A 15,704-nucleotide genomic window follows, 5' to 3' on the forward strand; every position below is an offset into this window, starting at 1 on the left:
AATCCGGGTACTGCTAGGATTTCTAACATATTGGCACTATATTTTCATAGTTGAATATTTACTTTAACATGCGTATCGCTCATCTGATCTTAACTTATACCAATCCACAGCAAACCGAAAGAATGATTCGGATGATGTATCATGAAAATTTTGATTTCTACATTCATGTAGACAAAAAATTCGACATCAATCCTCATCTGTTTCTTAAGGCACTTCCTAATGTGTATTTCATCAACAATCGTGTAGATGTGAAATGGGCAGGTTTTAGTACTGTCATTGCAACTTTCGAATGCATTAAAGAGATCGTAGGAACCGGAATTTCTTATCAGTTCATCAACTTTTTAAGTGGCCAGGATTATCCGCTAAAATCACCGGAAAAAATCAATACCTTTTTCAAGGAAAATCTGGGTAAGGAATTCCTCAGTTACCGGGATTTCAAAAACGACTGGAAGGAAGGTTTAATCCGCATGGAAAACTATTTCCTATCGAGCTATAGTTTTCCCGGAAAACACAGGCTGGAAAATCTGATTAACAAGATAATGCCCAATCGGAAATTGCCTTATAATCTGCATCCATATGGAAAATCGATGTTCTGGATGTTGAGTCCGGAAGTGGCCATGTATGTGGTTAATAAAGTCGAAAAAGATAAGAAACTTAGACAATTCTTTTCTTTCTGCTGGGCAAGTGACGAGTTTGTTTTTCAAACTATGATCCTGAACTCCAAATACATGGAAAAAGTGGTCAACAACAATTACAGGTATATTGATTGGAGCGCCGGTGGAGCAAATCCGAAAGTATTAAATGAAACAGACTTTGATAAACTAGAGAAAACTGAAATGTTGTTTGCCAGAAAATTTGACATGGTAAACAGCCCTGAAATATTAGACTTAATTGACACCCAAATTCTAAAGAATGGCACACATCACTAACATTCAAACTTTTAAAGATAGCAGAGGCGTATTAACCGTATTAGACCAGATTGTTCCATTTGAAATCAAGAGATTATTTTACATTTATGATGTAGATGAGACGGATCGTGGTGGCCACAGGCATCATGAGACACATCAGGCTGCAATATGCATTAAAGGTTCCTGCAAAATCACTAATAATAACGGTACCAAAACTGAAATTTTCGATCTCGATAGTCCTGAAAAGTGTTTATTTTTATTGCCGGAAGATTGGCATGTAATGCATGATTTCTCGTCGGATGCAATTTTACTCGTCCTTGCTTCCACTGCGTTTGATCCTAAAGACTATATTTATGAGCCTTATGATACAGTATGAAAATTTAAAAACGCTAAACCGGTCATTTGAAGAAAAATTACGCGAAAAATTCAACCTGTTTTTAGCTAAAGGCTGGTATGTTTTAGGCGAGGAAGTTTCCTTATTTGAAGAAGAGTTTGCCGGTTATCATCAGGAAAAGTATGTTGTTGGGGTTGCCAACGGCCTGGACGCACTCATACTTTCCCTAAAATGCTGCAAATTCAGTCCGGGGGATGAAGTTATTGTACCCTCAAATACCTACATCGCCACCATTCTATCCATTCTGCATTGTGGTTTAACGCCGGTATTGGTAGAGCCTGATCCCGCAACCTATAATATTGACCCTGCAAAGATTAGTGCAGCGGTTACTGATAAAACAGTCGCCATTATGGTGGTACATTTATATGGACAGTGCTGTGAGATGGATCCTATTATGGAAATTGCCACAAAACATGGTCTCAAAGTAATTGAGGATTGCGCACAAGCCCATGGTGCAAAATACAAAAACAAGCTTGCGGGTACATTCGGAGATTTCGGTGCTTTTAGCTTTTATCCCACCAAAAATCTAGGTGCTTTAGGAGACGCAGGTGCCGTAATTTGTAAGTCTGAGGCCGATTATCAACAAATCAGACAACTCCGCAACTATGGTTCTGAAAAGAAATACCACAATAGCGTAGTTGGCTATAATTCAAGGTTAGATGAGTTGCAAGCTTCCTTTTTAAGGATTAAACTCCCCTATCTTGACGATATCAACAACCATAAGCGGGCTTTGGCAGAGATCTATTTTAAGGAGCTGAAGGATGATTTCATTAAACCGCGGATTCATCCTGATTTCCATCATGTATATCATATTTTTAATATTCTTCACCCAAAAAGGGATGAGCTAAAGCAGTATTTACTGGATCATGGGATTGCCACAGAGATACACTATCCTGTTGCACCACAAAACCAGGCTGCATTAAAAGATCACCTGACAAAATTCGACTACCCGATATCGACTAACATTCACCAAAGTACCCTGAGTTTACCATGTTCTTTTGCGCACACTAAAGAAGATATCCACCAGGTGGTCAAAGTATTGAATAAATTTAACGTTTAGCTCCCCTGCCCATGTTTTACCTTGTCAAAGAATTCATTCCTCCTCTTGCCCATAGTTTAAAATGGTATAGTTTTAAATATGGCTGGAAAGGCGATTATAAGGATTATGAAACGGCTAAAGAGAAATGCCAGGGCTATGATGAGGCAGATATTCTAAACAAAATCAAGGAGAGTACTTTAAAAGTGAAAAATAAGGAGATTCCTTATGAACGCGACGGTATCGCTTATGATAAGGTGCAGATGAATTTCCCTTTATTGAGCGTCTTGCTTTACGTGGCTTCCAAAAACGACAATCAACTTACCCTCATTGACTTTGGCGGCTCGCTTGGTACCACTTATTATCAAAACCTCCCCTATTTAAAGCATTTAAAAAAGTTAAAGTGGTGCATTATAGAGCAGCCCGAATTTGTGAAAGCCGGCAAGGAAGGTTTTGAAAATGAACATGTTACTTTTTATAATTCTATAGCAGAATGTATGGCAGTAAACGAGGTCGATTTGTTCCTGATCTGCAATGTGCTTCAGTACCTTGAAAAACCTTATGAGCTATTGGAAGAGGTAAAAAACTCCTCTATTCCACATGTTTTACTTGATTTTATTGGCTATAATGATCAACCAGGGGACAGAATCACGATTCAACATGTTCCTCCGGTATTTTATGGAATTGAAGCTTCTTATCCCTGTTATTTCCCCGACCGGAATCGCGTTGAAGGATCACTGCAAACAGCTTATGAAAAGAAATACGATTTCATTTCTGCTCCTGAAAAGTATTACCTTCAGTTAAAACCCTTCCGATACGAAGGCTCCTTCTGGGAAATTTAGAAATTACACGCTACCTATCTGCTAGTTACAAATAAAATGATCGAATCATTCTCTAATAAAATCAATAAATTAAGAACTAATCTTAATCTGTTAAGGATTTTAAAACTGATTTGGACCGCGTCAAAGACCTGGACTACGATTTCTCTGATCTTTATCATGTTAGAAAGCGCGCTGTTCTTCTCCTCCTTGTATATGTTGAAGTTACTGATTGATACCATCTCCAAACATGGGATCAATAACCTTCAAAATGAAAATGAGGTAATCAAATACCTTGTTCTTGCGGCATTGTCTGCGGTTTTTTATACCGCTACCAAAGCCATTTCCGGCTATATCACCGAGAAGCAATCAGGGGAAGTCGCCGAATATATTGACAGTAAAATTCATGAGAGTGCCATCGGACTCGACCTTTCCTTTTATGAAAGTCCGGAATATTTCGACATCCTGAAAAGAGCAAGAGATATGGGAACTGATCGTCCAAACCTTATTGTTTTTACGATTGTCGACATCGCGAGAAATAGTATTAGCCTGATCGTGATTGGTTCCATGCTGGTTTCCATCGATTGGCGATTGTTTCCGATACTTGCCGTTTTTGTGATCCCTACCTTATGGGTAAGGATTAATTTCGCCGATAGTCAAAATGCCTTGAGGATTGCACAAACTGCGTTGGAAAGAAAATCCGGCTACATGAGTACCTTGCTCACGACCGATATCCATGCTAAAGAAATCAGAAGTTTTGGGTTGGGACATCACCTTCGCAAATTATACTCCGGCATCCGTTTAGACTTGCTTGCCGGCAGACTGGCCATTAGTAAACGTAGAACTTACAAAGAACTAATCACCTCCACCATTGCTGCAATGGGGTTTTTCTCCTGTATTGCTTACATTGCAATTGGCAGTATTCACGGAACGACAAGCGTTGGTGACATCACTTTATTCTTGGTAGCTTTTCCTCAATCCTTTAATGTTTTGCAAGGATTATCATCTAGTATCTCCACGCTTTATCAAAATAACATTTTTGTGAAGAGTATTTTTGAGCTGTTTGATTTGACAAGTAGCTTACCAGAACCCGCTCAGCCCCTACCAATTGCCGAGGACCCGCATATCGATCTGGAATTAAAAAATCTCAGTTTTAATTACCCTCATTCCAGCCAACCGACCTTATCTGACATCAATATCAAACTCCCTTCGGGGAAGATAATTGCCGTAGTGGGCATGAATGGGGCGGGAAAATCTACGTTGATTAAATTGATGTGCAGACTTTATGATCCAAGTTCCGGACAAATCACTTTAAATGGCACGGACATCAGAAAGTTTAAAAGTGTGGATTACCGTAAGCAAATCTGTGCAGTATTTCAGGATTTTGGAAAATACAATGTCAGCGCAGCGGATAACATCCGGTTCGGTGATATTCATGGCGATCGCCCTCAGGAGGAAATTATAGAGGCCGCAAGAAACTCCGGTGCAGATTTGTTTATTGATAAATTCCCCAATGGTTACCAGACCGTAATGGGGCGGATATTCGAGGATGGACACGAGGTGAGTATCGGACAATGGCAAAAGTTAGCCATCGCCAGAGCATTTTATAGCAATTCCCGCTTTATCATTCTGGATGAAGCAACCAGTGCCCTGGATGCCAACGCAGAAAAACTGTTATTCGACTCTTTCCGTGAAAGAATAGGAAACCGTGCAGCTTTAATTATTAGTCACCGGCAATCTGCGGTAAAACACGCGGATTATATATATATGCTTTCTAATGGTCGGATTGTGGAATCCGGTACGCATGAAGAACTCATCGTTATGGCCGGAGCTTATTATAAATTATTTAATAAGAAATCATAGCGGATGAGAAAAATAGCAATTGTAAGTTGTGTGGAGGACTGGGGTGGCAGTGAGGAACTCTGGGCCAGAAGCATTCCTTATCTTCATCATGAGGGCTACCAGACTGTGCTGCTCAAATCCAGGATCAACAGGTCCCACCCGGAATTTATTGCACTCGCAGAAATCGGGGTAAACTTAATTGAACTGGCCCCGGAAACATCCCTTTTAAAACGGGTGTTTAAAAAAGCAATCCGCATTTCTAATCAGCTTGCAGCAGAATTAAAGCTGGTAAAGGCCTATCCAAAAGAATTGAAAACCTTTAAAAAGGCAATCCAAAAAGAAGCACCTTCCCTGGTCATCATTGCACAGGGAATCAATTTTGACGGATTAAAGCTTGCCAATGAGTGCCTGATTCTGGGTATTCCATATGTCATTATTTCGCAAAAAGCAGTAGATTTTTACTGGCCTTCTCCAAACGACCGCGCGATGATGTTAAAGGTTTTACAACAGGCAAAACGTTGTTTTTTCGTTTCTCACCATAACCTGAGACTTACTGAAGAACAATTTGGTAAGAGACTCGCAAATGCAATGGTAGTTTTTAATCCGGTAAAACTAGCCGGTAATCCATTGCCCTACCCTGCAACTTCAGAAAAGTACAGATTAGCCTGTGTAGGTCGTTTATTTATATTGGACAAGGGCCAGGATATCCTACTGCGAATTTTAGCGCAGGAAGAATGGCGAACACGGCCGGTTGTTATTTCTTTTATAGGAAAAGGTCCTGATGAAGCTGGATTGAAAGAAATGGCTAATTTGTTGAAGCTCGATAATGTAGAATTTATAGGCCAGGTGAGTGATATCGGTCAAATATGGCAATCACATCATGCCCTGGTGCTTCCTTCCAGAAGTGAAGGTTTGCCGCTTTCTATGGTTGAGGCCATGTCTGTAGGCAGACCGGTCATCATTACCGATGCCGGTGGAAATGCAGAACTTGTGGAGGAAGGCTTTACCGGATTTATCGGGGAGGCCAATGAGCGCTCTTTTGCATTGGCAATGGAACGCGCCTGGCAACAGCGTGGTCAATGGGAATTGTTCGGCGAGAATGCAGCAAAATATGTGAAGGCTCATGTTCCCGCCAGTCCGGAACAGGATTTCGCAAAGTTAATTCATGACATTTTGAGCGCTTAAGCTATGCAGGAACTCCAGATCTTAACCGAACAAACGATTCTAAAGGGGATAGATTTCCTGGAGGATCATCAATTTCCGAATGGGGAATTCTGCTGTTATATCGGTGATGAGGATGAAATGAAAATGTGTATCACGCAGAGTAATATTTTCCCCACGTCACTCATTGCCTATGCTTTACTTCCTTTAAAGCATATTCCTGCGGTTTTTGAAATGTTGGATAAGGCCGCCGCTTTTCTGCAATATCAAATGATGAGGGGTGGTGTCTGGAATAATTTCAGCATGCTAAATCCTTTGTTTCCGATTTGTCCTCCAGACGTTGACAATACCGTCTGTGCATCAAAAGTATTACAAGTTTTAAATAAAAGTTATCCTTCAAACGAAGAACTGATACTAGCCAACCGCAGCAAATCAGGCTTATTCTATACCTGGTATGCGTTAAGGCCAATTTTTGTACCCCTAAAAGATTTCTGGCTGCTGAGCCTTCGGGCATTAAAACACCCGGTTAGCAGTTTTTTATTCTGGAAAAAAACGGAAGCTTCCCGCTATGATATTGATGCTGTCGTGAATGCCAATGTACTTTTTCATTTGGGCTATACCGCAGAAACCGCGCCCATTGTACCTTATCTGTTGAACATCATCGCCACAGAAAAAGAAGGAGATTGCGACTTATGGTACCGTAACCCCTTTACTGTATATTACTTCTTTTCCAGGCTTTATAAGGCAGGGATTAAAGAAATGGAACCTGCAAAATTAGCCATCAACAATCGTGTATTACTAACGGTCAATACGGATGGTTCTTTTGGAACCGGGGTATTGGATACCGCTTTGGGTATTATTGTACTCCTTAATGGAGATTCTTATTCCCCAAAAATAGACCAGGCTGTAGAGTTTCTGATCCGCAGACAGAAAAAATCAGGTGGATGGCCGCGATGGGCAGTCTATTATGGTGGCCCTAAAAAACATTTATGCTATGGCTCCGAAGAACTAACCACGGGATTCTGTTTAGAAGCTCTTTCGTTATACACGACACAAAACAAGAAGAAAAATGAGCGTATTTAAGGTCATCAGGTCTCAGGAATGGTGGAGCTATAAACTCCCCCCTTTACTCGCTATTGGCTATGCGACGGCTTTAATGTCGGCTGTACCACTTTATAAGGTGGCGCTACACCTTCTTTTCCTGCTTGCCTCATTAATTGTAGGGGCAATTTATGTTAGCGTGGTCAATGACATTACGGACCTGGAAGAAGATCTCGCCAGTGGAAAGTCCAACAGAATTCAAAAGGTTCCTGTAAAACTAAGGTGGTTAATTCCTGTCCTGTGCCTGTTATCAGGGCTCATGTTTGGCTATTTTCTCTATCCAGATTTACTTTCCTGCCTCCTTTACCTGCTTTCCTGGATTGTTTTCAGTCTATATTCCATCAAACCAATCCGCTTAAAAAACAGGGGAATCTGGGGGGTATTGGCAGATGCGACAGGATCTCATCTTTTCACCAGCCTGCTTATGGTGGCCAGTGTAAGCTATGTGACTCATCAGGAGTTAAATATAGTATGGTTTATTGCGGTAGCTGGCTGGTCATTTTGTTATGGTCTTCGTGGTATTTTATGGCACCAGTTTTCAGACCGGGAAAATGACCTTAAAGTAAACCTGAATACCTATGCGAGTCATATTCTTCCTGCTGATTTTGAAATCAGGGCAAGACTAATCATGGGCATCGAGTGTGTTTGTCTTTTGCTGATGTTGTATGAATTGCAATCGGCCTATGCCCTGATCTTTTTGGTTTTTTACTTTATATTGCTCTTTGGAAGGCGCCTGCTGTACCATACCCAACTGATCCTCATTCTTTTCAAAAAAGAAAGACCTTTTCAAATTCTTATGGCAGATTATTACCAGGTATTCTTTCCGGTTTCACTTTTGCTGGCAGCCATATTACTGGATCCTAAAAACATAATTATCTTTGGGATTCACGCTGCATTATTTAGTGATGGCTTAAAAAATGCTTTGAAAGACTACCTTAAGTTTTCCAGATTCCTTTTAACCAAAAAATGACTAAAATAGCCAAAAAAGGGTCTTGTCTTATAATTCCGGAATAACTAAATTGTCATTACCTTGTCTTTAACGACCTATATTTCTATCTTAGTAATCTAAAAAAGGACAAATCTGTGCTTTGCTTTTTTCCTTTATAAACAAAAAATTAATGAACTTTCAGCCACTGGTATCCGTAATTATTCCCACATTTAACAGAGCATCCAAACTCATGGATGCAATAGAGAGCGCAATTGATCAAACCTACAAAAACACTCAGATTATTGTTGTTGATGATGGCTCCAGTGATGGAACTTCGGAGCTGATCAAAAAATACCCACAGGTAGCCTACTATTATCAGAAAAACGGGGGTCAGGCCTCTGCAAGAAATAAAGGCTTAAGCTATGCTGAGGGAACAATAATTGCTTCTCTGGACTCTGATGACATTTGGCATGAAGAATTTCTGGAAAAGTGTGTCCATAAACTGGAATCAGAACAACTGGATTTTGTATTTGCCAACTGGAATCAGGATGCGAAAATAGGTTCCAGCTGGGATTTCCTGGTCAATGATCCTTTTCTTGCTCCTTATCTTGGAAAAGAAAGAGGCAACTGGATCAATTTAGAAGATAATGAAGTCAGGTCCCTTTATATTGAATCCTGCCCCTCTCCCTCTTCGTCTGTTGTGCTCCGTAAATCATCCATTGTATCCGGATGGGATGAAAAGATGAATATTGGAGACGACTGGGCCATGTATCTTGAAATGATCCTTTCGAAACCTTGTCGCGCAGCTTTTACACTTGAAAAGTTATGGCATAAAAGAGTCGATGACATCAATATCTATGATGGCAGAAAGTGGAGTGAAGTCCTGGAATTTCTTCACATTGCTGATTTGAAAAGGAATATGGATAAGCTTGGCAATCTGTTAATGCCGGGAGAATTAAAAATACTGGAAGAGCGTTATATGTCCAGCCTTGTAGAACTTTCCAAACACAATCTGCTTCGGGAATTCAAGGTAATGCACTCACTAAGGCTACTGGGGACTTCATTTGCAACCAATATACCGTTTACCCTTAAAACTATCCCTGGCATCCTATTTCTGGGCATAAACCGCAGGCTGGGATTGGCAAAGAAGAAGCCAAGAAGTTAAGACGAGGCCAGGCAATGGTTTAAATGATAAACTTTGCAGGAATGTTCCGAAATCGGACACCTTCCTGCAAAGCATAAAACAGGTTTACAAACCTTCAACAAAGACCGGGGTCTCCGTTACGGTCATTTTTATAATCCCTCCTTTTGTAGGGACATCTTTAGGTGTCATGGTATCTGATCCTGGTTTTAGCTGATGAATTCTGGCCATCTTTGCTTTACCTAAATCCAATTCATAAGTTTCCCTACGGTCTTTTTCATCAGGCACTAGTAAGACATACATTTTTTTTACGTTGTTGGTGTATACGTCTACAAATGGATCATCATTAATTGTTTTTTCATAGGTGTATTCACCCATCAATTTTCCGGTTTGAAGGAGATAATCGGCAGCAGGTCTGCGTTTGCCTTCATTTAATAACCCAGAGGTCCCAAAAGGAGTTTCCGAATCGGTTCCCGGAGCCATGATATCATAAGCCAGATAAAAGAATACCCGGTTTACACCATGTCTGGCATACATTAATGAAGTTCTTAGAATCCAGTCTGCCTGAGTAATCAATACCGATTTTGCGCCTATAGGAATAGCTCGCTGAATACTTTTGCTATTTAGATCGTAACCAGTTTCTGTTGTCCATACTTCAATGTTACCACCTAGATTACGCGCATAATTGACAAAAGTATCTGCGATATCCGGCATATTACCTAATTCCGGAGCAATCCCTCTTTTAGTGGAGTGAAATTTCGAGAACCAACCCGTATTATCATTGGAATAAAGATGATAGTTGATAATATCAAAGCACAAATCAACACTACCATCTGGTTTATATCCTCTATTCTCTTTACACCATTCTACAATTTCTTTGATATAGTTAATATCAGGTTTCGCAAGGCCTCCTATGACTACCTGAATGTTTGGGTCAGCTGTTTTGGCTCCTACATATTTACCCATTTTACCTTTATTCCCATCATAAAAAGCGGATAGATTTGCAGCATATTCCCTTCCTGTTTGCTGAGCCTTTTGACCCTTCCACCATTTGTCCGGTTCATTATTACATTCTACATACTTCACCAGATCCAGACCTACTTTTACAGTATTAACGACATCTCCATGCCATCTCGGTTTCTTATTTAAGACAATAACATTGGTATCAATATTTTTATTGGAGCCATATCGAGCTACAAACTGATAAATTGCTTTTGCCTGTGCCTCATAGGAGGCTGGTTTTTCGCGGTTAGTTCCATATTTTACAGCGACTACATCTACTTCACGCTCATTTGCCGGGTAGCTTTTGTAAAGCCAGTCAGGAACGTTTATCAGACAGGCCAGCATTACAATTCCTTCTTGTTTAGCTCTGGCATAAACGGCGTCATAGTTCCATCCTCCCCTTGTGGTAGGATTAAATGAATAGATCCCAGGACTATCTTCCAGTTTTTCCCAATCCATATAATGCCTTACGGAAGAGAACGATTTCATCAGTTCCATCTTAGGTTCATATATCCTGCTCCCATCATTCGGGTTATTAGGATCCTGTAAAAAATCCCATTCGAAAGCGTTGATACCAAACAAATCTTTCATTTTCACCTTTTTACCGGTATCGATAGAATTTTCGGGGCGGTCGCTGTGGCAATCTGTTAAAGAGCATCCAAGGAATAAGAGAAGTACTAAGCGTAGAGCGTGAGATTTTTTCATCGTTAATTTTTAGTTGGAAATTTTATATCGTTAATCTGACAGCCTTAATAAACAGCTGAAAAGGTAATAGGGTATACTTTACGCTTTAACGCCAACAAACTGATCTAACTGTTCCAAAATTTTAACGTTTACCTGATTATCAAATTTTCTGGCGTAAAACTTACCTGATGCTTTAATCAATTCAAAGTCGCTATCTGTTAAAATTCTAGGATTAGGTCGCCCGCTTTCCCAGGAAATAAAACGTAAATTATCATTAATAACTTGATCCTTAAATGGAGAATTCATAATTATTGTAGCAATAATGAACTCATCCGATCCCCATGTATATTGCATAAATCGTTCCAGTCTGGGATGGCTCTTCATAAACTCAACAATGTATGCTGCACAATCTGAAGGGATAGTCCACCAGGACGAATCACTGCTCCCATAAAGTGGAATGGACAATGGAAAAGATCTTTTAGGCAGTACTTTATTAAAGATTCCCTGGATAAAATACTTCCCTTTAAATTTAAGGTCAGTAAAATGGTAAAGTTCAGCTCTTGTCACGGCATCTTTCCACCATAAAGCTTTAGGGTCCTGATCATAAGAGATAAAGCATTTTCCCGGATGTGTTGCATAAAGCTGATAAAGCTGATCTGCGGGTTTGATCAGGTAGTCCTGGCCACTCATCAGATTAATGAAACTATAGCTCTCGTTCTTTTTTAAGATTTCGGATAAGGAGCTCATAATGGCTCTTACAAAGGAGAAACCTCCCCAGTTACACAGCACGCGGTTAATGATCAGGCTAACCCCTTTCATACTTTCTAAATGCTCAAATTCTTTGATATCACTCTTAAGGTCCAAATGAATGTAAAAATGGAAATTAGGGTGATTCATCGCCTTAATCATCCGCTCTACCTGTCCTGAATTTTTATATGCCATTATTAAATGGGCAATCTTCATTATTTTCTAATTAAATAAACAGAATCGTACTATTGTTATGAATTGACCACCTCTTTTAATAATCTTCAAAATGCAACATTATCAACTTCTTAAAGCATCCTGTTTAACACATTTTGTGAGTACCAATATAACTATTGTTAGTTAACCCTCAAAGTTTGTATTTAAAAAAAACCAGGGGGATACTTCTTCAACTGTTCTATCCGTGATCATAATCATTTATCCGATGAAAATTCAGACGTATAAAAACATAGCCTCAGCAAATAGCTTGCAAAAATGAATCCAGAGATCAGGAGTAAGTCAACACCAGGCCATGTTCGCTTAAGACAGCTAAAAAATGCTAACCATTTCATAACTAGGTTTTGACGTCCATCAAACACCTGATTAGTCATAGAAAAGTCATATATCAACTGCGCTAAATATTCCATATTTCTGAGAGACATGGGAAAAACATTCCCCACATTGAGGAAAAACCCTTTTTACAATGGAGAAGCAGACCGGTTCAAAATGACCTGAAAAATACAATTACATTTGTTCATTGAAAAATACTTACAATTGCAGAAATAATAGGGGAACGATTATATAATCTTCAAAAAACTTATGAATGTAAAATACAAAATGCCACTTTTTATATTTGGTCTATTCGTCCTTATGGCATGTAAAAAAGGAGACAATACTCCTCCTCCGGAAATTGAAGTTCTTCCTCCAACTACTACACCAATCCCACCCGATCCCACAGCTCCACCAAGCGATGTTCCCGCAGATGCAACCATTATAGAACTTGGTCGCGGTGAAGGAGAAGAGCTCACTATTGATGGCGGAGCACTTAAAGTAACCTCGAATGCTTTTATTAAAATAAAAGGCGGAAGATACAGTTCAATTGTCATTAAAAATATAACAGCCCCGGCAAACAGACCTTTCTTCATTAAAAATGATGGTATCGTAAAAATCACCAGCGTGATGCATACCAGCAACATTAACAATGTGATCATTTCCGGAGATAATGTATCCGGTGAGAAATACGGATTTCAATTTGAGAATATTAGTTTTCGTGCAATCATGATGGATGGTAAAATGAACGGTGTGACCATCAGAAACATGAGTTTCAAAAACGTAAGAGATTATGTAATTGCCGGAGAAAAGAACAACGGCGATAGTTTTGCCTATAAAGGAACAGCTGAAACCAGAACCGAAAATTTCAAAATCATTAACTGTCTGTTCGAAAACGCAGGATCCATTGCCTTTGGAGGGAACCTAAACAGTGATACCGGAGAAGATTCTGGTTTGTTTAAAAATGTAGAGATTGCTTACAACACCTTTATAAATAGTGCTGATGTCGGAACACTATGTTCATTTAGTAATGTTCAGGATTACGACATCCATAACAATATAGTAAACAACATAAACGCTGCAAACAATAACCACAACGGTATATTCTACATGCAGGGTAACGGTAAATTCCATGACAATAAGCTCAGTAATTACCAGGGAAACTCTATTAGAATGTGGCTTTATTCAAGAGGAAGCACCCCTGCTACCAACGAGATTTACAACAATATTTGCTACAACACCAGAAAATACGGTGCCTTTGAATTACAGGCATTCGCCAGAAACATCTACCCGGGTAAGTCTACTTATGCAAATGCTAAAGTATACAACAATACCGCAGGTAAAATGAATACTTCTCATGACTTTGAAGGGCAGGTTCTTGACCTTTATAACACCTTTGGCAGCTTAGAGTATTACAACAATCTTGGTTTTGATTTAAACAGTAAAAAGAGCATCACCAACATGATTAATAATATGAGTGATACTAAGATTACAAGAGACACCAATAACAAATACCTGGCTACACAAGCTGAAGCCGTTTTTGACACCAATACCTTCCAATCTAAATATACCGGTATTGGCGCAGCCGCAATGTAAAACAGAACATTCAGTCAGGACAAACAGCTGCTATATCAGTTGCTGATTGCAACGCTGAATGAGTTTCAATATTAATTATTAAAGAAATGAGCCCGATATTTTATCGGGCTCATTTCTTTAATATCCTTTTTCAGTTCTATGAACGTAGGGTACTTCTTCCGATAGAACAACTGACTTTATGCCATAATGCTTCTTCAGACGGGCTTAATTCGAGATTATTGAGGATCTACATGCCGGAACTTACCGATTGCTCTCCGGTAAATCTTAATAGATTTTAATTGTACAGGGATCGCGCCCCTGTACTGATGATCATCAGTATTACCAGGGAAATACTTCCATTTCACGTTTAAAACAAGAAAGAATGTTTAATTATTTAGAGCCTTGTCTCTATTGAATAGCGTAAAGTATATCTTCCTGACAAATAAAACGAGCTCTTTATACCCCACGACATACATCCCCCAAAAGCTGAAATTATGAAATTTATTAAGCGGGAAGTAAGCAATAATAATAGCAACGATTACCGGAAAAACATCAGCTGCAGCAACTGCATAGACAGAATGAAAAATAGCTATTCCAACATAGTCTGCGGTTAAATTAACGGCAAGCATGATCAGCAACTTATAGAAGTTTATTTTAGGCAGGTGAATTACATCGAGCCCTAAGGAGAAATAACGGTCAGCCGGGAATAAAATGGCCATAGTCATAAATATACGGAACAAATTAGGTGCCTCTGTATCCATATATTTGGCTCCACCAATCAATCCGATAATTGGCTCCGCGAAAATAATAGACACTACTGCAATTCCAAGGATACATATTGATAACATGCCGATCATTTTCTTCATCACATACATCATCTCCGCTTTCTGGCCGTTGTTATAATAGGTAGAGAGACTTGGCATTCCTGAGGCTGCAAAACTCATTAGCGGGATCTCTATGATCTGCATCAGTCTTCCTCCCAGATTGTAAACAGCCAGTGCTGAGGGCCCCAGAAAAAAGTTAATAAAAAAGGCATCGGTCACTCTAAACAAATTTGCGCTCAATCCTGATCCTACACTATACTTTCCAAAATGAAAAATCTCCATAAAGCAGGACCTTGTCATTTTTCTTATCGCTCCTACCCTTGTCCAGCCTAAGCATAACACACATAAGCTGGCGATAAAATTTGAACCAATAAAAGTGAGTACAATGGAGGTCAGAGAAGCTTTTTTAAGAAAAATAAGCACAATTACTGTCCCGGTAAAAAACACCTGATTAATCAGCCTGAGCCATAATAAACGATCAAAACGTTTATCTCCCTGCACTACCAGATTTGCCATAAACAATGGCAGCGTTGCTAAAGATATCAATGAAAAATATTGCAGGAATAAGATCATTCCTTCATTGGTTATATAGGACGACAAGGAGAACGTTAACATATTCAACAGGATGCAGCATCCGGTGATGATCAATGCAAAACACCAGGCAGAACCGATAACCTCGTCTGCACGCTCACGTGTGGTTCCGGAATAAAACTTAACAAAGGCTATGGTTAAAAAACCCGACCGAATGGTGTCTACTAAACCCCATATCATCATAAAGAAGACATATAACCCGATCTCTTTGACTGGTAGTGCCCGATACAAAATGGCAATGGTAACTACACCGAAAACGGCCATTACTCCATTCCCCAGTAAAGATTGAAAATGTATATTTTTAAAGGATGATAGTATCGTTTTTATAAAAGACATAAATATTAGTAGTGGCGCTTGATCTAAAACCTTAAATCATCCCATTCATTTCAAAGCTCTGAACAGGCAACTT

14 protein-coding genes are annotated in these 15,704 nt (G+C 39.5%); 11 read left to right on the forward strand and 3 right to left on the reverse strand.

The window, feature by feature from the left end:
* The first annotated feature begins 68 nt into the window (after window positions 1-68).
* The 9 genes from OQX61_RS01070 (at window position 69) to OQX61_RS01110 (ending at window position 9,353) form a co-directional block, all read left to right on the forward strand.
* Complete coding sequence (locus OQX61_RS01070) at window positions 69-929, forward strand: beta-1,6-N-acetylglucosaminyltransferase (RefSeq protein ID WP_265839787.1); 861 nt, start codon at window positions 69-71, stop codon at window positions 927-929.
* Complete coding sequence (locus OQX61_RS01075) at window positions 913-1,284, forward strand: FdtA/QdtA family cupin domain-containing protein (RefSeq protein WP_265839788.1); 372 nt, start codon at window positions 913-915, stop codon at window positions 1,282-1,284. The genes OQX61_RS01070 and OQX61_RS01075 overlap by 17 nt, the downstream gene beginning before the upstream one ends.
* Complete coding sequence (locus OQX61_RS01080) at window positions 1,262-2,362, forward strand: DegT/DnrJ/EryC1/StrS family aminotransferase (protein WP_265839789.1); 1,101 nt, start codon at window positions 1,262-1,264, stop codon at window positions 2,360-2,362. Before OQX61_RS01075 ends, OQX61_RS01080 begins: the two co-directional genes overlap by 23 nt.
* A gap of 11 nt (window positions 2,363-2,373) precedes the next feature.
* Entirely contained in the window at window positions 2,374-3,180 is an 807-nt protein-coding gene (locus OQX61_RS01085; RefSeq protein ID WP_265839790.1) for a methyltransferase, TIGR04325 family, read from the forward strand.
* A 36-nt stretch (window positions 3,181-3,216) separates the two neighbouring features.
* Window positions 3,217-5,019: an ABC transporter ATP-binding protein gene (locus tag OQX61_RS01090; protein ID WP_265839791.1), complete on the forward strand. Its 1,803-nt coding sequence runs from the start codon at window positions 3,217-3,219 to the stop codon at window positions 5,017-5,019.
* 3 nt (window positions 5,020-5,022) lie between these two features.
* Entirely contained in the window at window positions 5,023-6,183 is a 1,161-nt protein-coding gene (locus tag OQX61_RS01095; RefSeq protein ID WP_265839792.1) for a glycosyltransferase family 4 protein, read from the forward strand.
* A 3-nt stretch (window positions 6,184-6,186) separates the two neighbouring features.
* Window positions 6,187-7,242 (forward strand): hypothetical protein, encoded by a 1,056-nt coding sequence (locus tag OQX61_RS01100; protein WP_265839793.1) that lies wholly within the window; start codon window positions 6,187-6,189, stop codon window positions 7,240-7,242.
* Window positions 7,229-8,230: a UbiA family prenyltransferase gene (locus OQX61_RS01105; protein WP_265839794.1), complete on the forward strand. Its 1,002-nt coding sequence runs from the start codon at window positions 7,229-7,231 to the stop codon at window positions 8,228-8,230. Before OQX61_RS01100 ends, OQX61_RS01105 begins: the two co-directional genes overlap by 14 nt.
* Window positions 8,231-8,378: 148 nt before the next feature.
* A complete protein-coding gene (locus OQX61_RS01110) occupies window positions 8,379-9,353 on the forward strand; it encodes a glycosyltransferase family 2 protein (protein ID WP_265839795.1) in 975 nt (324 codons plus the stop codon).
* A gap of 84 nt (window positions 9,354-9,437) precedes the next feature.
* Here OQX61_RS01110 and OQX61_RS01115 read toward each other — a convergent pair whose 3' ends face one another.
* Window positions 9,438-11,036, reverse strand: a complete 1,599-nt coding sequence (locus tag OQX61_RS01115) for a hypothetical protein (protein WP_265839796.1) — start codon at window positions 11,034-11,036, stop codon at window positions 9,438-9,440.
* Window positions 11,037-11,114: 78 nt separating this feature from the next.
* Window positions 11,115-11,978 carry a beta-1,6-N-acetylglucosaminyltransferase gene (locus tag OQX61_RS01120; RefSeq protein WP_265839797.1) on the reverse strand — a complete coding sequence of 288 codons (864 nt, stop codon included), beginning with the start codon at window positions 11,976-11,978 and terminating at the stop codon, window positions 11,115-11,117.
* Between the two features lie 648 nt (window positions 11,979-12,626).
* On the opposite strand from OQX61_RS01120, the gene OQX61_RS01125 reads away from it, so the two are divergent.
* Both OQX61_RS01125 and OQX61_RS01130 read left to right on the forward strand, forming a co-directional pair.
* The gene (locus tag OQX61_RS01125; protein WP_265839798.1) at window positions 12,627-13,901 is read left to right on the forward strand and encodes a hypothetical protein; all 1,275 of its coding nucleotides are present in this window, start codon (window positions 12,627-12,629) and stop codon (window positions 13,899-13,901) included.
* An 86-nt stretch (window positions 13,902-13,987) separates the two neighbouring features.
* Window positions 13,988-14,179 carry a hypothetical protein gene (locus OQX61_RS01130; protein WP_265839799.1) on the forward strand — a complete coding sequence of 64 codons (192 nt, stop codon included), beginning with the start codon at window positions 13,988-13,990 and terminating at the stop codon, window positions 14,177-14,179.
* Window positions 14,180-14,266: 87 nt separating this feature from the next.
* Here the strand turns inward: OQX61_RS01130 and OQX61_RS01135 are convergent, their stop codons facing one another.
* On the reverse strand, window positions 14,267-15,631 hold the full coding sequence (locus OQX61_RS01135; RefSeq protein ID WP_265839800.1) for an oligosaccharide flippase family protein: 1,365 nt from the start codon (window positions 15,629-15,631) through the stop codon (window positions 14,267-14,269).
* Between the last annotated feature and the right edge of the window lie 73 nt (window positions 15,632-15,704).

This window comes from Pedobacter sp. PLR (assembly GCF_026239675.1).
GTDB lineage: Bacteria > Bacteroidota > Bacteroidia > Sphingobacteriales > Sphingobacteriaceae > Pedobacter.